The sequence below is a fragment of the Humibacter ginsenosidimutans genome, from assembly GCF_007859675.1.
GTDB lineage: Bacteria > Actinomycetota > Actinomycetes > Actinomycetales > Microbacteriaceae > Humibacter > Humibacter ginsenosidimutans.
On sequence record NZ_CP042305.1, the window covers coordinates 398,098 to 419,194 of the forward strand.

The following is a 21,097-nucleotide window of genomic DNA, read 5'->3' on the forward strand; positions in this document are numbered from 1 at the left end:
TTCGGTGAGGGACGACGGGGGGCTCGGGCGGCAGGCGCCCGGCAACCCATGCTAGTCGACCGCGGTAGGTGGCTCGTGAGGGGCGCTGCCCGTTTCGGGCACGTCGCGCTCCCTGGCGAGTCGCGCGGACTCCGACGCCTCGCGCACTCGCTTGCGCAGGCTCTTCGGGCTGACCACGCGCTCGCCGAGCGCTCCGGGCGTCCACGCCTCGACGTCGTCTTCGCTGTAGTCGCTCTTGGACGCCCGGCGCTTGAGGTCGGGGAGCACAGCGCCGGGTGCCAGCCGGCGCGCCGTGATGAGGAAGCCGGTGTGGGCGATCATGCGGTGATCCGGACGCACGGCGAGACCCTCGACATGCCAGCCGCGCACCATCGTCTCGTTCGAGATGGGCCTGGTGAACAGCTCGCTCGCCCTGATCGCCTCTGCGACCCTGGAGAGCTGCGTGACGGTGGCGACGTAGCAGAGCAACACGCCACCGGGCTTGAGGGCGGTGGCGCAGGCATCCACGCACTCCCACGGCGCGAGCATGTCGAGCACGATGCGATCGACCGTGCCGTCCGGCAGGGTTGCGGGCAGCTGCTCCTGGAGGTCGCCGACCGTGAGACTCCACTCGTCGGGCAGCCGCCCGAAGAAGGTCTCGACGTTGCCGCGGGCGACATCGGCGAACTCGTCCCGCCGCTCGAAGGATGCCAGCCGGCCGGCAGAGCCGATCGCACGCAGCAGCCACAGCGAGAGCGCGCCGGACCCGACGCCCGCCTCGACCACGGTCGCGCCCGGGAAGATGTCGGCCTGGGCGAGGATCTGCGCGGCGTCCTTCGGGTAGACGATCGCGGCACCGCGAGGCATGGACATGACGAAATCGGTGAGCAGCGGGCGCAGCGCGAGGTGTTCGACGCCCGCCTCGTTCGCCACGACGGAGCCGTCGGGCAGCCCGATGATGGCGTCGTGCGGAAGCGGGCCCCTGTGGGTGTGGAACACTTTGCCCGGCTCGAGGGTGATGGTGTGCAGGTGACCTTTGGGCCCGGTGAGCTGCACGCGGTCGCCCGCACGGAACGGGCCGGAGGATGCCGGGACGGCTTCGTCGGTCACGCGGCACGCTCCTCGATGAGTTCGATGAGATCGGCGAGGCCACGGCCTGCGAGGGTGGGCCAGAGCGTGTGCTCATCGCTGTCCGGCAGCGGGATCATGTGCGGGACCCCGATGGCGACCGTGCCCGCCGCGACGGCCGATGCGAGCCCGTTCATGGAGTCCTCGATCGCGACGCAGGCGTGCGGGTCGACGCCGAGCAGCTTCGCGGCATCCAGATAAGGGTCGGGGAAAGGCTTCGGCCGTTCGACCTCGTCGCCGGTGACCAGCACATCGAAAGCCGGGAACGGGATGTGCGACACGATCTGCTGCGCCATCGACCGCACCGACATGGTCACCAGAGCGGTGGGGATGCCGTGGTCGCGCAGCTCGCGGAGCAGCTCCTTCGCGCCCGGGCGCCACGGAACACCGTCGGCGTCGAGCTGCTCCTGCACGCGCGCGGTGAGCGTGGCGACGATGTCGTCGGCAGGCATGTCCACACCGTGTTCCTGGAACACACGCGCGGACTCCCAGAGGCCCGATCCCACGAGCACGAGGGCGTCGTCATGCGTCCAGGCCCCGCCGTGGGCGTGCACAAGTTCGGTCTCGGCCTGCATCCAGTACGGCTCGGTGTCGACGAGGGTGCCGTCCATGTCGAACAGCACGGCGGCAGGGGTCGCAGAGGTCACGAGCATCAAGTCTAGGCGGGCGCTCTGCCCTGCCGTGGCGGCTCCCGGCGTCGGGAGGACGTGCGGCCTATTCTGGATGGACGCGTCCAGACGGGCGCCGACAACCGAAGGCAGCCGACAGCGTGAGCAACGACAGCGGGATCTTCGACGGGCGCATCCTCGTGGTGGCCTTCGAGGGATGGAACGACGCGGGAGAGGCGGCGAGCGGCGCCGTGCGCGCCCTCAAGGACTCTCTCGACGTCGTGCCGATCGCGAGCATCGACCCCGAGCTCTACTACGACTTCCAGTTCAACCGCCCCGTGCTGGCCGGCGACGACGACGGCAGGCGCCAGCTGGAGTGGCCGGGAGCCGTGGTGTACGCGCCGGTCTCGCCTGGCATCCGCGTCGATCCACTCGACGACGACGGCGGGATGCACGCGGCGGGAAGCGGCGTCGGCAACCTCTATCTGCTGCTCGGCACCGAGCCATCGCGCAGCTGGAAGGCGTTCACGGGCGAGCTGATCGACGCTGCGCTCGCCTCGGGGATCGACGGCATCGTGCTGCTGGGATCCATGCTGGCCGACGTGCCGCACACACGGCCCATCTCCGTGTTCGTCTCCAGCGAGAACCCGCAGGTGCGCTCCGACCTCGGAGTCGAACGGCCCACGTACGAGGGGCCGGTGGGCATCCTCAGCGTCGTCGGCGACGCGGCGGAGGCGGTGGGCATTCCCACGCTCGCGCTCTGGGCGTCCGTGCCGCACTACGTGCACAACTCCCCCAGCCCGAAGGCGATGCTCGCCCTGATCGAGAAGCTGGAGCAGCTGATCGACGTGACGATTCCGCGTGGCGACCTCGTTGCGGACTCGGCGGCCTGGGAGAGCGGCATCGACGCGCTCGCGGCCGACGACGAAGACATGGCCGCCTACATCGAACAGCTCGAGCAGGCGCGCGACACCGTCGACTCCCCCGAGGCCAGCGGCGAGGCGATCGCCCAGGAGTTCGAGCGGTACCTGCGTCGTCGCGGCGACGGACGGGGAGACAAGGGCGACGGCCGCGGGCCAGACGAACCCTGGCGGCGCGACTAACGAATCGGCCTGACGGCAGCTCGCCGATCCGCCACCGCGGGCTGTGGCCGCGGCGGCGAGGCCGTCAGAGCTCGATGCCGAGGAGCGCGTCCACGAGCGCGCCGATCAGCTGCGGATCGTCGACTCCGCTCGCCGCCGCGTCGTCGACGGCCGCCAACGCACCTGGAGTGTCGAGGTCGTCGGCGAGTCGCTCTCGCACGGTGTCCAGCACGTCGTCGGCGCTCGCCGCGTCGTCGTCGGCACGGATGCCCCGCCACGCCGCCAGCCGCAGCTCCGCCTCGTGCAGTCCCTCCTCCGTCCACTCCCACTCCGCGCGGTAGTGGTGGGCGAGCAACGCCAGACGGATGGCCGCCGGCTCGACGCCGCGCTGACGCAACTGCGACACCAGCACCAGATTGCCCAGCGACTTGCTGATCTTCTCGCCCTGATACGAGATGAGCCCCGCATGGCTGTAGACCTCGGCGAGCGGATGCCCGCTGAGCGAGGCCGCGTGGGCCGCGCTGAACTCGTGGTGCGGGAAGAGCAGATCCGCTCCCCCGCCCTGCACCGTGAAATCGGGGCCGAGGTGCTTCAGCGCGATCACGGAGCACTCGATGTGCCAGCCAGGACGCCCCCTGCCGACCGTGGTGCTCCAGGACGGCTCTCCGTCGCGCACGGCGCGCCAGAGAAGGGGATCGAGCGCGTCGCGCTTGCCCTGTCTGCTCGGGTCGCCGCCGCGTTCGGCGAACAGCGCGAGCATGACGTCACGAGAGAGGTTGCTCTCCTCGCCGAGGTGCCACGGGCCGATGCGGGTGGCGGCCGCCGTGTCGAAGTAGACGTCGTCTTCTGCGGAGTCGGGGGTGGGGACCCGATAGGCGACGCCGGCGTCGATGAGGGTGGCAACGGCATCCGCGATCTCGTCCACCACCTCGGTCACGGCCACGTAGTCGTGCGGCGGCAGCGCGCGCAGCGCCGTCATGTCGTCGCGGAAGAGCTGGATCTGCCCGGCGGCGAGCTCGCGCCAGTCGACGCCGGTGGCGGTCGCACGCTCCAGCAGCGGGTCGTCGACATCGGTGATGTTCTGCGTGTAATGGATGCCGAATCCGGCATCCAGCCACACCCGCTGCAGCGTGTCGAACGCGAGGTAGGTGTTGGCGTGGCCGACGTGCGTCGCGTCGTAGGGTGTGACCCCGCACACATAGAGCCGAGCCGTCTCTCCGGCGGGACGCGCGCTCACCCTGCCCTGTGAGGCGCTGTCGTACAGCTCGGGTGGCCGGCCGGTTCCGGGCAGCCGAGGCACGCTCGGAGCGGGCCAGGACTCAGGCACTGAGCACCCCCGTGGCGAGCAGGATCATCAGGAGCACGCCGACCGCGATGCGGTAGACGACGAACGGCAGGAAGCTGCGCCGCGAGATGTAGCGCATGAAGAACGCGATCACGAGCAGTCCGACGGCGAAGGCGACGACCGTTGCGCCGAACGTGTCGACTCCCGAGAACACCTCCGGCGTGCAGGTGTGCGCGAGAGCGTCGGACGAGCCGGCGACGCACGGATGCTTGACCGACTTGTAGAGCTCGTAGAGCCCGCTGCCGAAGACGGCAGGCATGGCGAGCAGGAACGAGTACCGTGCGGCGGCGCTGCGCTGATAGCCCATGAAGAGACCGGCTGAGATCGTGCCGCCCGAGCGCGAGACGCCGGGGATGAGGGCGAGGGACTGAGCGAGTCCGTAAATGGCGGCATGGCCCCACGTGAGCTCGGAGACGCGTCGAGTGCGTGCTCCGACATGGTCGGCGATCCAGAGGATGACGCCGAACAGCACGAGCATCACGGCCACGATCCACAACGACCTGAAGGTGGTCTCGATCGCGTTCTGGAACAGCAGACCGAGCACGACGATGGGGATGCTGCCCACGATGATCATCCATCCGAGGCGGGCATCCGGGTCGTTCCGCGGAATGCGGCCGAAGAGCGCGAGGAACCAGCGTTTGATGATGTTGGTGACATCGCGCCAGAAGTAGACGAGCACGGCGAGTTCCGTGCCCAGCTGGATGATCGCGGTGAACGCCGCCCCCGGATCAGCCCCCGTTCCGAGCAGCTCGCCGACGATGCGCACGTGCGCGCTGGAGGAGACGGGGAGGAACTCGGTGAGTCCCTGGACGAGGCCGAGAATCAGCGCGTTGACGAAGTCCATCAATGCCTTTCGGTCAGTAGGTGGACAACAGGTGACGCAGCACGGTGCGGCCGAACACGAGGGAGTCGAGAGGCACCCGCTCGTCGACGCCGTGGAACATGGCAGGGAAATCGACGTCGGCGGGCAGCTTCAGCGGCGCGAACCCGTAGCCGGTGATGTCCAGTCGCTTCAGGGCTTTGTTGTCGGTGCCCCCGGAGAGCAGGTACGGCAGCACGACGGCCTCGGGGTCGTGCGCGATCAGCGACTCTTTCATCGCCGTCACCAGCGGGCCGGCGAACGGCGCCTCGAGTCCGATGTCGCGGTGCACGATCTCGATGTCCACATCGTCGTCGATGAGCTCGCGCACCTTCAGCAGCACATCGTCTTCATCGCCGGCGAGCGTGCGGATGTCGACCAGCGCCTCCGCGCGCTCCGGCACGACGTTGTGCTTGTAGCCGGCCTTGAGCAGCGTGGGGTTGCTCGTGGTGCGCAGCGTGGCTCGCACGAAACCGGATGCCGTTCCGCTGCGCAGCACCACCTCGTCCGGTCCCAGCGCCACAGGGTCGACTCCCATCAGCCGCGCCAGCTCGTCGACGAGCTGCGTCGTGGTGTCGGTGAGCTGCAGTGGCCACTCGTGCGATCCGATGGTGACGATCGCCTTCGCGAGCTTCGTGACCGCGTTGTCGCTGACCATCCGCGAGCCGTGCGCCGCCGCTCCACGAGCGACGAGCCGCAGCCAGAGCAGCGACTTCTCCCCTGTCTGCAGCAGGTAGGCGCGGGTGCCCGCGACATCGACCGAATACCCGCCCACCTCGCTGATGGCCTCTGTGGCGCCGTCGAAGACGTCTGGATGCTCGTCGACCATGAAGTGCGAGCCGAACAGTCCGCCGTCTTCCTCATCGGCGAAGAACGCGATCACGAGGTCGCGCTCCGGTGCTTCGCCGGCCTTGAGGATGTCTCCCACCGCGGTGAGGATCATCGCGTCCATGTTCTTCATGTCCACGGCCCCGCGGCCCCACAGAAGCCCGTCATGGATCTCGCCCGCGAACGGGTCGAACGTCCAGTCCGACGGGTCGGCGGGAACCACGTCGAGGTGGCCGTGCACCACAAGTGCCGGCTTGCTCCGGTCGCGACCGGCGACCCGCGCGACGACGGTCGTGCGATCCGGCCTCGACTCGTAGGTGCGAGGGTGCAGCCCCAGGGAGGCGAGGTGTTCGCTGACGTAGGCGGCGGCATCCGCCTCGCCCTTCGCCCGTCCCTCGCCCCAGTTGGTGGTGTCGATGCGAATGAGGTCCCGGGCGATCCGCGCCGTCTCGTCGAGGTGGTGCTCAGCTCCCGGAGATCCGACTCCGTCGGTGGTCTCGTTCGGGGTGGTCATGCTGCCAACGCTACCGGGTGCCGGGTGTGCAAAGGGGCCTCTGGTTTCGTGCTAATCTCGTACGTCGGCGGTTGAGACATCAGCTTCCGAACTGCGCGCGGGTGGCGGAATAGGCAGACGCGCTAGCTTGAGGTGCTAGTGCCCTTTATCGGGCGTGGGGGTTCAAGTCCCCCCTCGCGCACAAAGTGAAGAAGGCCGGTCCGAAAGGGCCGGCCTTCTTCACTTTGTCCGCGTCGGGTCGCCTTGAACGCCCCCGGGTGGGCCCCCATCGCTGGGGGTCCCCGCGCGCCGCGCAGCGGCGTGTGGGGGAAGCGATAGGGACAAGTCCCCCCTCGCGCACAAAACAAAAAGGTCCGGTCCGAAAGGGCCGGCCCTCTTTCTTTGTCCGTGAAGAGTCGGCGCGAGCGGCCCAGGGGCGAGCGCCGTATGGGCGCGACGCGGATCAGTGCCGCGCCATGCGGGACTTCTTGGCCTTGTTGCCGCAGGTGTTCATCGAGCACCATCGACGGTTGCCGCCCCTGCTCGTGTCGAGGAACAGTCCTGCGCAGTCGACGCCCTCGCAGGTCTTGACCCGCCCTGCGGCCGATGTTCCGAGAACGGCGATCGCATCGGCGGCGATCACCGCGAGGGCGTCGGTGACGGGATGCCTGGGGTCGAGCATCCATCGGCTCTTCTGCTCGACGAGTCGCGCGACAGGACGACCGGCCGCGGCAGCGGTGTTGATGATGTCCACGTCTGATGCGGACGGAACGACGGCTCGCGCGATCGCGGAGCCCGCGCGGTAGATGGCCTCGCGCAGGGCGATGGCGGTGGCGAGCTCTTTCGAGCTGACGTCACGGGTGAGGTCGAGGCCGGTCGCGAGCATCCAGAGCCTCATGCGCTCCGGTGAGACCAATCGTTCGAAGGGAGCCGAGCCGGCACGGTGGCTGACCGTGGCGGCGAAGCGGAACGCCAGCACTTCGTTGTCGAGGCGGAACTGTCGCGAGGCATCCTCTGCTGCCACGGCGGGCTCGGTTGCGCGGCCAATCGTCGCGTCGTGTGCCATCGCCCGTCCTTCGGTGTTGGGTGAACTGTCTCAGATGGTTCGTGACGAGCCTACACTCGGCCATACTTGAACCGACTGAATAGGTTCATTGATCGTCATCGAGGGGACACGCATGAGCAGCATCGCCGTCATCGGACTCGGCGCGATGGGACGCCCCATCGCCCGCAACCTTCTGGCAGCAGGACACGACGTGATCGTCTGGAACCGCTCCCCCGATCCCGAGGCGCAACTCGTGGCCATGGGTGCACGTTCGGCGTCGAGCGTCGCCGATGCGCTGCGCGCGGGCGTCGTGTTCTCGACGCTGTCGAACGACGACGCCGTGGCCGACGTCTTCCTCGACTCGGGAGTGCTCGGGGGTGCGCCGACGGGAACCGTGCACGTGAACCTGTCGACGGTGAGCGCCGAGCTCGCCCGCTCGGCGGCCGACGTGCACGCTGCGCACGGCGTCGGCTACGTCGCCGCGCCCGTGTTCGGCCGTGCACCCGTTGCGGAAGCGGGAAAACTGAACGTGCTCGCCGCCGGGGATCCCGGGCTCATCGAGCGCGTTCAGCCGTTCTTCGACGTGATCGGCTCCCGCACCTGGCGCCTCGGTGACCGGCCCGAGCAGGCGAACGTCGTGAAGATCATCGGCAACTACCTCATCGCCGCAGCGATCCAGTCCCTCGGGGAGGCCGTGAGCCTGGCCGAGCGGACCGGCGTCGACGCAGCGCAGCTGATCGAGCTTCTGACCACGACGCTCTTCCCCGGCCAGGTCTACGCCTCCTACGGTGCGCTGATCGCCGAGCGCCGCTACCAGCCGGCGGCGTTCACCACCACGCTCGGCCGCAAAGACCTTCACCTCGCCCTCGACGCGGCGGCCGAGCATGACCTGACGATGCCCACAGGAGAGCTGCTGCGGGAGGTCTTCGATCTGGCCGTGCGTGACGGGCACGGCGACGACGACTGGGCATCCATCGCCGAACAGCAACCGCGCGCGCGGCGCGACTGAGCGTTCTCGTCTGCGGCGTGGCTCAGCGCAGCGGCGTCCAGCCAGGCGGCAGCAGTGCGTTGGTCATGGCGCGCTCCCGGTCGTCGGCGGCGGACCAGCCCTGCGCCTCGTCCTCGGAGTCGAAGCCGCCGCGCGCCAGACGGAAGCCGACGTCGTCTTGGTAGGTGCGGGCATCCCCTCCACGACGGGTGGATGCCCGCACGCTCCACGCGTCATCCGCGAATCCACCGCCTCGGAACACGCGATAGGCGCCGTAGCGGGCGGGGTCGAGCAGGTCCCAGCACCACTCCCACACGTTGCCGAGCGTGTCGAAAAGGCCGTTGAGGTTCGGATGCTTCGCCCCCACATTCTGCGGTGAGCTCACGCCGTCCGTAGCCGTCCAGGCGACCTCCGCGAGCGGACCGTAGTGCGGCCCCGCGGATCCCGCTCGGCACGCGAATTCCCACTCCGCCTCTGTGGGCAGGCGGAAGCCGTCGGAGTCGACGTGCCACGTGACATCCTCGCCATCGAAGGAATAGGCGGGCTCGAGGCCTTCCCACTCGGATGCCGCGTTGCAGACCCGGATGGCGCGCAGCCAGCTCACCTCGACTGCCGGCCGGCGTGGATGGGAGGCCGTCTCGCCGATGAGCTCCGCGAGCTGCTCCTGCGTGACCGCGTAGACGCCGAGATCGAAGGGCTCGAGTTCGACCGCGCGCCTCGCCTTGCGTCGTGCGTCGTGCAAGGTCACCGAGCCGCCCTCGATGCGTGCGAGCTCGATGTCGGCCATCCGCAAAGTATGTCAGCGGCCGCACCGACCCACGGCTGAGTGCGCAGAGCGTGACGGGCGCCCTGTGCCGCGTGGCTCCCCTGCGCGCCCATTCCGGCGTGACAGGCTCGCCATCAGCAGTGCGCGCGATGCGAGGGGAAACGCCGATGAGGATGGCCACGCCGAACGCCAGCGACGCCGCAGGCTTCTTGGCGGGCCTCGATCCCTGGGATGTGGTGTTCGCCGTGCTCAGCGTCGTGCTGGGCATCGTGCTCGGCGTGCTCGCCAGGCGCGGAACGACGGCGGTTCTCGCCCGGGTGCCGAATCTGACCCCTGCCGTGGCGAAGCGCATCGCTTCTGGCGTGCGCACGACGCTGATCCTGCTGGGCGTCGGCATCGCGCTGTCCTTCCTCGGGGCCCCCATTCAGCCGGTGATCGCACTCGCGATCGTGCTCGGCGTGATCGCGGTGCTGGCGCTGCGCGGAGTGTCGGAGAACTACGCCGCGGGTCTCGTGATCCAGACAAGGCGTCCGTTCGTGCGCGGCGATGTGGTGCGCATCGCCGACTACGAGGGCGTCGTCACCGAGATCAACGGACGTTCGGTGACCGTGCGGCAGTTCGACGGCGCGATCGCGCACATCCCGAATTCCACGGTGATCTCCGCACCGTTCCTCAACGAGTCGGAGCGCACGGCGCTGCGCTCCGAGGTGGAGGTGCGCGTGCGCTACACGAACCGCGACGACCTGGATGCCGTGGTGCAGAGCATCCGCACCGCCTGCGCCGGCGTGGACTCCATCGTCGACGGCAAGCACGCCGAGGTGCTGTTCGTGACCATCGAGCCGACGAGGGCGACGCTGTCGGTGCGGTACCGGCACGCACCGACCCACCGCGGCACGTCGCGGTCGGACATGGTGGCCGCCGTGCACGCCGCTGTCGCGGACAGGGATGCCGTGGTCACGTCGCAGAGGACGGATCCGCCGCTCACCCCGCCCGCCGTGCTCTGACGAGGCGAACGACGGGCTGCGGCGCGGCTACCGCGCGTTCGGCTTCCAGCCGAGCTGGAAGAGCAGACCGAGATCGTCGCGGACGGCCCGGTGGCTGGTGATCCGGCCGTCTCTCGTGTGGAAGATGTGCACCTGCTTCTGGGCGAAATGACGGCCGGTGGGCGGGATGCCCTGGAACACGCCGGTGTGGCGCCCGGACATGATGCTGGCAGCGATCACCGTGTCGCCGTCGACGGCGACCTCGTGGAGCTCGAACCGCAGGTCGGAGAACGCGTCGCGCAGCCAGGTCGCCGTTGCGAGATAGCCGGCGGGCCCGCGCTCCTGGCGTTCGGCGTCTTCCGGATCGTCTTCGGCCTCGTGATTGACGAAGTCGGAGGAGACGATGCGTGCCGCCTCGGACTCGTCCCCGGTCTCGATCAGGCGGAATCCGGCTTCGGCGACATCTTTCAGGTCGTGTGCTGTGGTCATGATGACTCCTTCGCGTCGCGTGGCGCTGTCTTCTTCTTGTCGTGCTCGGCGGTGATGCGGTCGGCGACCGCGCTGTGCCAGGCGATCTCCGCACGCAGCCTGGTGATCAGATGTGCGAAGAGGTCGCGGTCTCGGTCGTCGAGATAGTCGCCGGCGGCATCCTGCTGATGTTCGAGCTGCTCGATCCGGGTTCGGAACGTGCCGATGCGGTCGTCGATGATCGCCCTCAGCTCGGCCTGCGGCACGTCGTCGGAGACGGAGAGGCCGAGGTCGAAGGGATCGGCGGGCAGCTCGACGGTGCGCAGGAACTCGTCGCGGAGCACGCGCAACTCGCGTCTGCCCTCGTCGGTGATCGTGTAGATGGTGCGTTCGGGAAGCAGCCCCGGGCGTTCCGTGCGCACGGGCTCCACCAGGCCCTCGTCGTTCAGGCGCCGCAAGGTCGTGTAGATCGAGCCGACGCCGACGTCGGTCCAGAGCTCGGTGCGGCCGATCTTCGCCTCGCGCCGCAGCTCGTGTCCGTGCGCCTGCCCGCGCCGAACGAGCTCGGCGAGCAGGAACAGACGTGTCGAGTCTCCGCGTTTCATAGCGACTAGTTTATATAGACTAGTCGCTATCGTCTAGTGACTTTCAGGATGCCAGCGGCTCGATGAGCGAGGCATCCGCAGGGTCGACCGCGCGGGAGTTGTTGACCCGGGGATCGACCTCGTAGCCGGTGATCGTGGCGGCCATGCGGTCCGACTCCGCGGACAGCAGATTCACCAGGTTCTGCTTGCCCGGCTCGTCGAGCTTGTCGGGTGTGAGGAACTCCTCCCAGACGTCGCGCTGAAGGAACACGGGCATGCGGTCGTGGACCGCGCCGGAGGCATCCTTCGCCTCCCTCGTGATGATGGCGGTGGACACCTGCCATTCGTCGTCCACCTTGCGCACGGCATAGATGCCGGCGGCGGCGAGCAGACCGCCGTCGGTGGCGTGCAGGAAGTGGGCGCGCTTGTGGCCGGCCTCGCCCGTCCACTCGTAGTAGCCGCGCATCGGCACGATGGCGCGTGACGAGGCGAAGGCACCCTTCCAGAGGCCGTTGCTGGCCACCGTCTCGATGCGGGCGTTGAAGTTCGGGCGCTTCGAATCGCGCATGAACGCGGGGTGGAAGTTCCAGACGGCGCCGTCGACGCTGCGGCGCACCTCCCCCGTCGCCCTGTCGACCCGCTCCCTCACGATGGGGACGACGTCGGTCGGCGCGATCGAATAGCTGGGCCGCCAGTCGTGCAGGTCGCCGCCCGCCGCGACGAACTCGGTGATCAGCTCGTTGACGTCGTCATCCATCGCGAAACGTCCGCACATGGCTTCAGTGTGTCACCGGCCGCTGACATACTGCGGAGCTGCGAGTGACATATTGCGGGGCGGCGAGCGGTCGTCGATTCGCATCGAATAATCGAGCGGAAACCTCGCGCTCCGATGGTTTGACAGTATCGAATATGCGTTCGACACTGGAAGAGTGACACTTCTCGCCGAGAGCACCGCCGTCGAGCGGGCGAGAGCCGATCTGGATCGGCTGCTCGCGCTGCGCTCGAAGCTGGGCGAGCTGGAGCGCACCAGGGTGGACGGCGGCGCGCTGCCCACGCATCCTGCGCTGGGAGCGCTGCTGCCTGGCGGAGGACTGCAGCCCGGTGGCGTGTATTCGGTGAGCGGATCGACCTCGCTCCTCATGACACTGCTGGCCGGTCCCAGTGCCGACGGCGCCTGGTGCGCTGTGGTGGGGATGCCGGGGTTCGGCACCGAGGCCGCGGCCCGGTTCGGCATCGACCTCGACCGGCTGGTGCTGGTGCCGCATCCCGGTGACCGCTGGTTCGGCGTGACGGCGGCGCTCGCCGACGCCGTGAGCGTGGTGGCTGTCGCCCCGGCCGCACGTGTGGGAGACGCGGAGGCCGCGCGGCTGGCGGCCAGGCTGCGGCAACGCGGTGCCGTGCTGCTCGTCGCGGGGGCGTGGCCGCGGGTGGATGCGAGGGTGGGGGTGGCATCCAGCAGCTGGGTCGGCGTCTGCGAGGGGCACGGCTACCTCGGCGTGCGCGAGGTCACGGTGACGGCGGAGAGCCGGTCGTGGGGCAGGGAGCGCAGCGCGCGACTGCTGCTGACGCCCGACGGGCGGTTGCAGGATGCCGCGCCGGCGGCTCCGACGCCGCTCACCGTTCCCCTCCGCCGGGTGCGCGCTGGACAGGCCCGTGGTGGCCTGCACGCGGTGCCGCGCGGTCTCAGGGAACGCGACCCCGGCGAACGAGGTCTTAGGGCGGTGGGTTGATGTCTGGCAGCGGTGCGCCCGGCGGGGACGGGCGGCCTCGTGAGCGTGACACGCTCTTCGAGGCGGCGGCCTTGACGGCGCCGGGCGCTGCCATGCGACCGGTCGACCGCGGTGCGCCCGGCGGGGACGGGCGCACAAGGCAAAACCGAACACTCGTCCTGTGGTGCCCGGACTGGCCGGTGCGCGCGGCGGTGGCCGCTGGGCTGGCGGAGGGCGGGCATCCTGTCGCGCTCATCGACAAGGGGATGGTGTTCGCCTCATCGGCCGAGGCGCGTCGCGAGGGGGTGCGGCGGGGGCTGCGGGTGCGGGAGGCGCAGGCGCGCTGTGCCGCGCTCACCGTGCTGCGGTACGACAGGGGTCTCGACCAGCGCGAGTTCGAGCCGCTGCTGGCCGCTATCGAGCAAGCGATTCCCGGCGTGCAGCCCATGCGGCCGGGGTTGTGCGCGCTGCGTGCCCGCGGTCCTGCACGGTTCTACGGCGGGGAGGATGCCGCCGCCCGCGAGCTGCTGCGCGTCGCCGCCGAGCACGGCTCCCCCGATGCGTGCGCGGGCATCGCCGACGGACCGTTCGCCGCCGAGCAGGCCGCGCGCGCGGCATCCCGTCCCCGTCGATCGGGTGGCCGGGTGCTGATCGTGGAGCCGGGCCGGTCGGCGGATTTTCTGGCGCCTCTGCCCGTCGACGCGCTCGGATTCGACGCGCAGCTGACGACGCTGCTGCATCGACTCGGACTGGACACCATCGGGACGCTCGCCGCACTGGATCCTCTGGAGCTCGAAGACCGGTTCGGTCAGGCGGGCGTGCGCGCCCATGCGCTCGCCACCGGGACGGAGCGCACCGTCGTGGTGCCGCGCGATCCGCAGGCCGTGCTGGAGCGATCGATCGCGTTCGAGCCCGGACTGGAGCGGGCGGACGAGGTGACGTTCGCGTTCAGGCAGACGGCCGACGACTTCGTGGCATCCCTGGTGCGCGCGAAGCTCGTCGCCACGGCGATCACGATCGTGGCCCGCTCGGAGTCCGGCGCGGAGAGCGAGCGCACGTGGCTGCACCCGAGGTGGTTCACGGCATCCGACGTCGTCGACAGGGTGCGCTGGCAGCTCGAGGGTGCAGGCGCGGGCAGTGGGCTGGACTCCGCCGTCGTCGAGGTGACGGTGAAGCCGGAGGCGGTGGATGCCGCCGGCCACCACGAAGACGGGCTGTTCGGCGGCGGTCCGGACGAGCGGGTGCATCACGCGCTCTCCAGGGTGCAGAGCATGCTCGGGCACGAGGCTGTCGGCACGCCCGCCGTGGGCGGCGGTCGCATGCTCGCCGATCGCGCCGTGCTCGTGCCGTGGGGCGATCGGGCCTCGGATGCCGTTGCCCATGACCGCGCGAAGCCCTGGCCGGGATCTCTCCCACCCCCGCTGCCCGCCACGGTGTACGCGCCGCCCGCGCGGTGTGCCGTGGTGGCGGCATCCGGGGCCGCCGTCGACGTGGACGACGCGGGCGAGCTCACGGCGGACCCCGTCGGCTTCTCCCCCGCGCCAGGCAGGCCGCCCGTCGCCGTCTCCGGTTGGGCGGGGCCGTGGCCCGTCGAGGAACGCTGGTGGGATACGGACGCTGCCCGCAGCGTGCACCGTCTGCAGCTCGTCGACTCCGACGGCGGCGCGTGGCTCGTGCTGCTCGAACACGGCGAGTGGATGCTCGAGGCCCGCTATGACTGAGCGCATGTCGCTCGCTCAGCGAGCAGGGACGGCGGTGGCCTGAGATGGGCTGGAAGAACCCGCCGGTGCCGTGGTCGGAGATCGAGCGCACGCTGTCGGGGCGCCGTCCGCCGGAGGGCGACCTCGCTGCGCTGGACTCCCCCGCCCGCAGCGTGAAGCGGCACACGTACCGTGGTGAGCCGATCACTCCGATCGACGGCCCGTACGTGCCGTACGCGGAATTGCATGCGCACTCCCACTACAGCTTTCTCGACGGCGCCAGCGCACCGGAGCGGCTGGTCGAGGAGGCGGTCAGGCTGCGGCTGAACGCCATCGCACTGACCGACCACGACGGCATGTACGGCGTGGTGCGGCTCGCGGAGGCGGCCGAGATCCACACCATGGTGAAGACGGTGTTCGGTGCCGAGCTCTCGCTGAGGCTGGGCAAGCCGCAGAACGGCGAGGCCGACCCGGAAGGCACGCACCTGCTCGTGCTCGCACGCGGCGAGGAGGGCTACCACCGGCTGGCGGGCGCGATCACCGACGCACAACTGCATCCCGATGCGGAGAAGGGGCGGCCGCTCTACGACCTGCACGTCCTGGCGGAGCAGGCGGGCGGGCGCTGGACGGTGCTCACCGGGTGTCGCAAGGGCGCCGTGCGGCAGGCGCTGGCCGGCGGTGCGGATGCTGCGGGATCGATGCCCGACATCGGGGCGGCATCCCGAGCACTCGACGAGCTCGTCGACCTGTTCGGCGCCGACCACGTGGTGGTCGAGCTGTTCGACACCGGATCCCCGTTGGACACCGTGCACAACGATGCGCTGTTCGCGTTGGCGAAGCGCAAGGGACTGGCGTCCGTCGCCACAGGCCTCGTGCACTACGCGTCGAAGGCGGAGCGGCCGCTCGCGACGGCGATGGCCGCGGTGCGCGCCAGGCGCAGCCTGGACGAGCTCGACGGCTGGCTGCCGGCAGCCTCGACCACCGGGCTGCGCACCGGAGCGGAGATGGCGAAGCGGTTCGCCCGCTATCCCGGCGTGATCGAGCGGAGCGTCGAGATCGCCGACAGCCACGCGTTCTCCCTGAGGTCGGCCAAGCCCAAGCTGCCCAAGCAGGACGTGCCAGACGGACACACGCCGATGACGTACCTGCGCCGGCTCGTCGATGAAGGCATCGCCGAGCGGTATCCGCCCGACTACGCGCACGCGAGCGCCGAAGCGGTGCGTGCGCGCATGGAGAAGGAGCTGTCGGTGATCGAGGCGAAGGACTTCCCCGGTTACTTCCTCATCGTGCACGACATCGTGCGGTTCGCGCGCGACAAAGGCATCCTCTGCCAGGGCCGCGGATCGGCCGCGAACTCGGCCGTCTGCTATGCGCTGGGAATCACCGCGATCGACTCCATCGAGTACAACCTGCCGTTCGAGCGCTTCCTCTCCAGCCTGCGGCCCGAGGAGCCCGACATCGACGTGGACTTCGACGCGCGGCGGCGCGAAGAGGTCATCCAGCACGTGTTCGACAAATACGGCCGCCGCAATGCGGCTCAGGTGGCGAACGTGATCAGCTACCGCCCGAAGAACGCGGTGCGTGACATGGCGAAGGCGCTCGGTCATTCCACAGGGCAGCAGGATGCCTGGTCGAAGCAGGTGGAACGCTACGGCCCCGACGTGTTCACGGGCGACCACGACATTCCGGATGCCGTCGTCGCGCTCTCGAAACAGCTGCTGACCGCGCCGCGGCACCTGGGCATCCACTCCGGCGGCATGGTGCTCACCGACCGGCCGGTGGGCGAGGTCGTGCCGATCGAGCGCGCCCGCATGGCCAAGCGCACGGTGCTGCAGTGGGACAAGGGCGACTGCGAATGGATGGGCCTGGTCAAGTTCGACCTGCTCGGCCTCGGCATGCTCGCCGCCCTGCAGTACATGTTCGACATGATCGGGCAGCACCTCGGCGAGGCCTGGACACTCGCCTCGATCCCGAAGGAGGAGTCCGCGGTCTACGACATGTTGTGCAGGGCGGACGCCATCGGTGTGTTCCAGGTGGAGAGCCGCGCCCAACTCGGCACGCTCCCCCGGCTGCTCCCCCGCGCGTTTTACGACCTCGTGATCGAGGTGGCGCTCATCCGGCCGGGGCCGATCCAGGGCGGGGCGGTGCACCCGTACATCCGTCGGCGCGCTCACAAGGAGACGGTGACGTATGCCCACGAGGATCTGAAGCCGGTGCTGAAGCGCACGCTGGGCATCCCGCTGTTCCAGGAGCAGGTGATGCAGATGGCGATGGCGGTCGGCGACTGCTCCGCCGCGGACGCCGACCTGCTGCGCCGGGCCATGGGGTCCAAGCGCGGCGTCGAGAAGATCGAGTCGCTGCGCGAGAAAGTGTTCGCCGGCATGGCCCGGCGCGGGCTCGACGACGAGCAGGCGAACGGCATCTGGGCGCAGATCGAGGCGTTCGCCGACTTCGGCTTCGCCGAGAGCCACGCGCTGAGCTTCGCGCTGCTCGTCTACGCCAGCGCGTGGCTCAAGCTGCACTACCCCGCAGCGTTTCTCGCCGCGCTCATCAAGGCGCAGCCGATGGGCTTCTACTCGGCGCAGAGCCTCACCCAAGACGCGGTGCGGCACGGCGTGATCGCGCGGCACGTCGACATCAACCGCTCAGGCGTGCACCCCGACCTCGAGCCGGTCGATGAGCGGGTCGGCCGCGCGACCGACGGGACGATCGTCGGCGCCGCGCCGACCGAGGATGCCGTCGTGACGGCGGGCGGCATGGCTTCCTGCCTCGATCGGAAGCAGCCGCCCATTCCGCAGAAGTTCGACCGCGCCGACCCGGATGCCTCCGCCTCCCACCGCAGAGACGGCGCGCTCGCCGTGCGTCTCGGCCTCGCCGGCGTGAACACCATCGGCGAGAAGCATGCTCAGCGCATCGTGGACGAGCGGGATGCCCGTGGCCCCTACTCCAGCATGGACGACCTCGCCCGCCGCGTTGGGCTCACGACACCGCAGCTGGAGGCGTTGTCGGCGGCGGGCGCGTTCGAGTCGCTGGGGCTCACTCGCAGGCAGTCGCTGTGGGCGGCGGGACCGGCGTCCAGGGAGCGGCGGGACTACCTGCCGTCCACCGCCGTGTTCGTGCAGCCGCCGTTGCTGCCGATGCTGACGGAGTCGGAGCAGGTCGTGTACGACCTGTGGGCGACGGGGGTGTCACCCGGCGACCACCCGATGCGGCATGTGCGGCAGGCGATGACGACGCGGGGCATCCGGTCCATCGCCGACCTGCAGCGGGTGGAGACGGGCACCCGCGTCGAGGTCGCCGGCGTGGTCACCCACAGGCAGCGCCCCGCGACGGCGAGCGGCATCACGTTCATGAACATCGAAGACGAGGGCGGCATGCTCAACGTGATCTGCAGCGTCGGGGTGTGGGGGCGCTACCGCAGGATCGCGCGCGAATCCGCCGCGCTGGTGGTGCGAGGCATCCTGGAGCGCAGCGAAGAGGGCGTGCTGAACCTCGTCGCCGACCGGTTCGAGTCACTGGTGCTGAAGGCGCGCACCGTCTCGCGCGATTTCCAGTGACGCGACCGGTGGCCGTCGGCACGCACAGACGGCACACACAGGCGCGGCGACGATGTCAAGCCCTGGTCCCCAAGCGCCGCAGCTGTGATGGTCGAGGTTCACGTACGACGAATCACCATCAGAAGAAGGAGACGGTCATGGGCAACGAAGAGAAGTTCGAGAACAAGAAGGAAGAGCTCTGGGGCAAGGGCAAGGAGGCGGTCGGAGACGCGACCGGCGACGACGAGCTGAAGGCCCAGGGCAAGTTCGACCAGACCAAGGCGAATCTCAAGCAGGCGGGCGAAAAGGTGAAGGACGCCTTCACCGACAACGACTGAGCGTCATTCCCGCATGCGCCTCGCCGCGAGCGGCAGCACGATCCAGAGTGCGACGACGACGGCAACGGTGATGCCGCCCGCGATGAGGCCCGCCTCCCGCGACACCACGACGTCGAAGATGAAGAGCACCACGCCGACCACGAGAAGTCCGACAGTGGCCAGCGTGACGCGCAGAACGACGTTGCCGATCACCACCAGCTCGGGCTTCACGTGCCGGCGGAACAGCCAGCGGTGCAGGGTCACGGGCGTGAGGTTGAGCGCCGTCGCGGCGGCGGCCAGACACACCAGCACGAGGTAGACGACCGCGGAGAAGGTGTCGAGCGTCGTGAACCTGGGCTGGAACGCGAGCGCCAGAAGGAATCCGGTGATGATCTGTGTTCCGGTCTGGGTGACGCGCAGCTCCTGCAGGATGTCCGCCCAGTTGCGGTCGGAGCGCTGCACCAGGGTCTCCGTGCGGCCGTCGCCCGGAATGTCGTCCGCGTCGTCGCTTTCAGCGTGATCCACGTTGCGCATCGTAACGAGATCAGCGTGCGCCGAGAAGGCCTTGCCAGCCGTCGCCGGGCGCGTTCTCGAAGATCAAGCTCGTCTCGGTGTGCGAGACGGCGGGGTTGCCGGTGAGATAGTCGAGCACGAAGTCGCGCAGCTCGCCAGGGTCGCGTGCTGCGACATGAAGCAGGTAGTCGTCGGCGCCCGCGGTGTGGAAGAGCGCGAGCACGCCCGGCCAGTGCGGGGCTGCCTGGCGGAACGCGTCGATCTGCGCTCGTGAGTGCTTCGCCAGTCGCACCGCGATCATGGCCTGCAGCGGGATGCCCGCGGCCGCGAGATCCACCTCGAGCCGGTAGCCCCCGATCACTCCTCTGCGCTGGAGGTTCTTCAACCGGAGCGAAACCGTCGACTCCGCCACGCCGGCTTCGGCAGCCAGCGCGGCGCCCGTCGTGCGGGCGTTGCGCGACAGCGCGAGCACGAGGGCGCGGTCGACGGGGTCGAGATCGGGAATCTTCGGGTCGGGCATCCTCACCGCCTTGAGATCTGCAGAATTTATAGAAGAGTGCGTGTCGGATCGCAGCCTATTCGATATACAGGCGAAATGCGGGCGGAATCTGCTGTCATGGCCTTATGACAGAGCCGTCAGACATGCCCATCGGCCGCCTCGAGACCCGCGCAGTGCACGCCGGGATGGAGGGGCTGGCCGAGGCCGGATCGCACGTTCCGCCCATCGATCTCTCCACCACCAATCCACTGCCCTCGGTCGAGGCCGGTGGCGACTCGTACGAGAACCTCGCGACCGGCGGGACGCTCGGCCCCGGTGACTCGGCCGTCTACCAGCGGCTCTGGCAGCCGGGCGTCGCGCGCTTCGAACGGGCGCTCGCCGATCTGGAGGGCACGGAGGAGTCGGTCGCGTTCGCGACCGGCATGGCCGCGCTGTCCGCGTGCCTGATGGCGGCGGTGGCCGCAAAAACGCCGCACATCGTGGCGGTGCGTCCCCTGTACGGCGGCACCGACCACGTTCTCGACACGGGGCTGCTGGGCACCAGCGTGACGTGGGCGCCGGCGGATGCCATCGGCCGGGCGATCCGCGACGACACCGGCCTCGTGGTGCTCGAGACGCCCGCCAACCCGACGCTCGAACTCGTCGACATCGCGGATGCCGTGCGTCAGGCGGGCAGTGTGCCGGTGCTCGTCGACAACACGTTCGCCTCCCCCGTGCTGCAGAGGCCGGCGGAGCACGGCGCGCGGCTGGTGCTGCACAGCGCGACGAAGTATCTGGGCGGGCACGGCGATGTGATGGGCGGCGTCGTCGCGACCGACGACGAGTGGGCGACGCGCCTGCGGAGTCTGCGCGCCCTCACCGGCGGTCTGCTGCACCCGTTCGCCGCCTATCTGCTGCATCGCGGACTGCGCACGTTGCCGATCCGCGTGCGTGCGCAGCAGGAGACAGCCGGTGAGCTCGCGCGGCGCCTGCAGCACCATCCGGCCGTGCAGCGGGTGATGTACCCGGGGCTGCCCGGGCAGGACCCGCTCGGCCTGCTGGGGCGACAGCTGGAGGGACCGGGGTCCCTGATCTCGATCGACCTCGGGGACTACGACAGCGCCGTGCGTTTCACGCAGGGGTGTCGTCTGGTCTCGCACGCGGTGTCGCTCGGCGGCGTCGACTCGCTGGTGCAGCATCCCGCATCTCTCACCCACCGGCCGGTCGCCTCCGACGCGAAGCCGCATGCCGGAGTCGTGCGGCTGTCGATCGGGCTCGAGCACGTCGACGATCTCACCGCCGATCTGATGGCCGCGTTGGATGCCGCAACCGCCGGCCCACGGCCGGCGACGCCCGAAGCACTTGCCCGGTAGCGGGGACGGCCTGCCGACTGCGGTGCGCTCGGCGGGGGCGGGTGCCCGCAAGTCTGACGTGACACGCTCTTCGAGGCGGCGGCGTGTACGTCGCCGAACCCGGCCATTCCGCTTGCCGACCGCGGTGCGCGGGTTGGGGTGCCCGCAAGTCTGACGTGACACGCTCTTCGAGGCGGCGGCGTGTACGTCGCCGAACCCGGCCATTCCGCTTGCCGACCGCGGTGCGCGGGTTGGGGTGCCCGCGGGTCTGACGTGACACGCTCTTCGAGGCGGCGGCGTGTACGTCGCCGAACCCGGCCATTCCGCTTGCCGACT

General features: G+C 69.6%; 20 protein-coding genes and 1 tRNA gene. 9 read left to right on the top strand and 12 right to left on the bottom strand.

All coding sequences use genetic code 11. The annotated features are described in order from the left end of the window. Window positions 1–51: 51 nt before the first annotated feature. Both FPZ11_RS01945 and FPZ11_RS01950 read right to left on the bottom strand, forming a co-directional pair. Complete coding sequence (locus FPZ11_RS01945; protein ID WP_146317919.1) at window positions 52–1,089, bottom strand: tRNA (adenine-N1)-methyltransferase; 1,038 nt, start codon at window positions 1,087–1,089, stop codon at window positions 52–54. Beyond that, window positions 1,086–1,760 carry an HAD family hydrolase gene (locus tag FPZ11_RS01950; protein ID WP_437438612.1) on the bottom strand — a complete coding sequence of 225 codons (675 nt, stop codon included), beginning with the start codon at window positions 1,758–1,760 and terminating at the stop codon, window positions 1,086–1,088. The genes FPZ11_RS01945 and FPZ11_RS01950 overlap by 4 nt, the downstream gene beginning before the upstream one ends. Window positions 1,761–1,876: 116 nt before the next feature. On the opposite strand from FPZ11_RS01950, the gene FPZ11_RS01955 reads away from it, so the two are divergent. Next, entirely contained in the window at window positions 1,877–2,818 is a 942-nt protein-coding gene (locus FPZ11_RS01955) for a proteasome assembly chaperone family protein (RefSeq protein ID WP_146317921.1), read from the top strand. Between the two features lie 64 nt (window positions 2,819–2,882). Here the strand turns inward: FPZ11_RS01955 and mshC are convergent, their stop codons facing one another. The 3 genes from mshC to FPZ11_RS01970 are packed head-to-tail and all read right to left on the bottom strand — an operon-like array spanning window position 2,883 to window position 6,343. Continuing rightward, window positions 2,883–4,124 carry a cysteine--1-D-myo-inosityl 2-amino-2-deoxy-alpha-D-glucopyranoside ligase gene (gene mshC / locus FPZ11_RS01960; RefSeq protein ID WP_146317923.1) on the bottom strand — a complete coding sequence of 414 codons (1,242 nt, stop codon included), beginning with the start codon at window positions 4,122–4,124 and terminating at the stop codon, window positions 2,883–2,885. Next, on the bottom strand, window positions 4,117–4,986 hold the full coding sequence (locus tag FPZ11_RS01965; RefSeq protein ID WP_146317925.1) for an undecaprenyl-diphosphate phosphatase: 870 nt from the start codon (window positions 4,984–4,986) through the stop codon (window positions 4,117–4,119). Before FPZ11_RS01965 ends, mshC begins: the two co-directional genes overlap by 8 nt. Before the next feature lie 13 nt (window positions 4,987–4,999). Next, window positions 5,000–6,343 (bottom strand): M20/M25/M40 family metallo-hydrolase, encoded by a 1,344-nt coding sequence (locus FPZ11_RS01970; protein WP_146317927.1) that lies wholly within the window; start codon window positions 6,341–6,343, stop codon window positions 5,000–5,002. Between the two features lie 95 nt (window positions 6,344–6,438). On the opposite strand from FPZ11_RS01970, the gene FPZ11_RS01975 reads away from it, so the two are divergent. Further along, window positions 6,439–6,524, top strand: a tRNA-Leu gene (locus tag FPZ11_RS01975). Between the two features lie 261 nt (window positions 6,525–6,785). On the opposite strand, the gene FPZ11_RS01980 is transcribed toward FPZ11_RS01975, so the two are convergent. Then, window positions 6,786–7,388, bottom strand: coding sequence for a CGNR zinc finger domain-containing protein (locus FPZ11_RS01980; RefSeq protein ID WP_146317929.1), 603 nt, complete (start codon window positions 7,386–7,388; stop codon window positions 6,786–6,788). A gap of 112 nt (window positions 7,389–7,500) precedes the next feature. Here FPZ11_RS01980 and FPZ11_RS01985 point away from each other — a divergent pair, with 112 nt between their 5' ends. Then, on the top strand, window positions 7,501–8,376 hold the full coding sequence (locus FPZ11_RS01985) for an NAD(P)-dependent oxidoreductase (RefSeq protein WP_146317931.1): 876 nt from the start codon (window positions 7,501–7,503) through the stop codon (window positions 8,374–8,376). Window positions 8,377–8,398: 22 nt separating this feature from the next. Here FPZ11_RS01985 and FPZ11_RS01990 read toward each other — a convergent pair whose 3' ends face one another. Then, window positions 8,399–9,142, bottom strand: coding sequence for a formylglycine-generating enzyme family protein (locus tag FPZ11_RS01990; protein WP_146317933.1), 744 nt, complete (start codon window positions 9,140–9,142; stop codon window positions 8,399–8,401). 152 nt (window positions 9,143–9,294) lie between these two features. Here FPZ11_RS01990 and FPZ11_RS01995 point away from each other — a divergent pair, with 152 nt between their 5' ends. Beyond that, on the top strand, window positions 9,295–10,125 hold the full coding sequence (locus FPZ11_RS01995; RefSeq protein WP_168203711.1) for a mechanosensitive ion channel family protein: 831 nt from the start codon (window positions 9,295–9,297) through the stop codon (window positions 10,123–10,125). Between the two features lie 27 nt (window positions 10,126–10,152). Here FPZ11_RS01995 and FPZ11_RS02000 read toward each other — a convergent pair whose 3' ends face one another. From FPZ11_RS02000 to FPZ11_RS02010, 3 genes are read right to left on the bottom strand one after another with little or no spacing between them, the layout of a single operon-like run. Further along, window positions 10,153–10,593: an ester cyclase gene (locus FPZ11_RS02000; RefSeq protein WP_146317937.1), complete on the bottom strand. Its 441-nt coding sequence runs from the start codon at window positions 10,591–10,593 to the stop codon at window positions 10,153–10,155. Beyond that, window positions 10,590–11,177 carry a PadR family transcriptional regulator gene (locus FPZ11_RS02005; RefSeq protein WP_146317939.1) on the bottom strand — a complete coding sequence of 196 codons (588 nt, stop codon included), beginning with the start codon at window positions 11,175–11,177 and terminating at the stop codon, window positions 10,590–10,592. The genes FPZ11_RS02000 and FPZ11_RS02005 overlap by 4 nt, the downstream gene beginning before the upstream one ends. A gap of 43 nt (window positions 11,178–11,220) precedes the next feature. Further along, window positions 11,221–11,931, bottom strand: a complete 711-nt coding sequence (locus FPZ11_RS02010; protein ID WP_146317942.1) for an SOS response-associated peptidase — start codon at window positions 11,929–11,931, stop codon at window positions 11,221–11,223. A 154-nt stretch (window positions 11,932–12,085) separates the two neighbouring features. On the opposite strand from FPZ11_RS02010, the gene imuA' reads away from it, so the two are divergent. The 4 genes from imuA' to FPZ11_RS02030 all read left to right on the top strand — a co-directional run bounded on the left by imuA' (window position 12,086) and on the right by FPZ11_RS02030 (window position 18,439). After that, window positions 12,086–12,886: a DnaE2-dependent mutagenesis accessory factor ImuA' gene (imuA', locus tag FPZ11_RS02015; RefSeq protein WP_210415936.1), complete on the top strand. Its 801-nt coding sequence runs from the start codon at window positions 12,086–12,088 to the stop codon at window positions 12,884–12,886. A 179-nt stretch (window positions 12,887–13,065) separates the two neighbouring features. Further along, complete coding sequence (locus FPZ11_RS02020) at window positions 13,066–14,586, top strand: DNA polymerase Y family protein (protein WP_367889425.1); 1,521 nt, start codon at window positions 13,066–13,068, stop codon at window positions 14,584–14,586. Window positions 14,587–14,630: 44 nt separating this feature from the next. Further along, a complete protein-coding gene (locus FPZ11_RS02025; protein WP_146317944.1) occupies window positions 14,631–18,122 on the top strand; it encodes an error-prone DNA polymerase in 3,492 nt (1,163 codons plus the stop codon). A 137-nt stretch (window positions 18,123–18,259) separates the two neighbouring features. Further along, complete coding sequence (locus FPZ11_RS02030; RefSeq protein ID WP_146317946.1) at window positions 18,260–18,439, top strand: CsbD family protein; 180 nt, start codon at window positions 18,260–18,262, stop codon at window positions 18,437–18,439. A gap of 3 nt (window positions 18,440–18,442) precedes the next feature. Here the strand turns inward: FPZ11_RS02030 and FPZ11_RS02035 are convergent, their stop codons facing one another. Both FPZ11_RS02035 and FPZ11_RS02040 read right to left on the bottom strand, forming a co-directional pair. Beyond that, entirely contained in the window at window positions 18,443–18,943 is a 501-nt protein-coding gene (locus tag FPZ11_RS02035) for a DUF6328 family protein (RefSeq protein WP_437438613.1), read from the bottom strand. Between the two features lie 19 nt (window positions 18,944–18,962). Beyond that, a complete protein-coding gene (locus FPZ11_RS02040) occupies window positions 18,963–19,451 on the bottom strand; it encodes an Lrp/AsnC family transcriptional regulator (protein WP_146317950.1) in 489 nt (162 codons plus the stop codon). A gap of 122 nt (window positions 19,452–19,573) precedes the next feature. On the opposite strand from FPZ11_RS02040, the gene FPZ11_RS02045 reads away from it, so the two are divergent. Beyond that, the gene (locus FPZ11_RS02045) at window positions 19,574–20,782 is read left to right on the top strand and encodes a trans-sulfuration enzyme family protein (RefSeq protein WP_246846480.1); all 1,209 of its coding nucleotides are present in this window, start codon (window positions 19,574–19,576) and stop codon (window positions 20,780–20,782) included. Window positions 20,783–21,097: the final 315 nt, after the last annotated feature.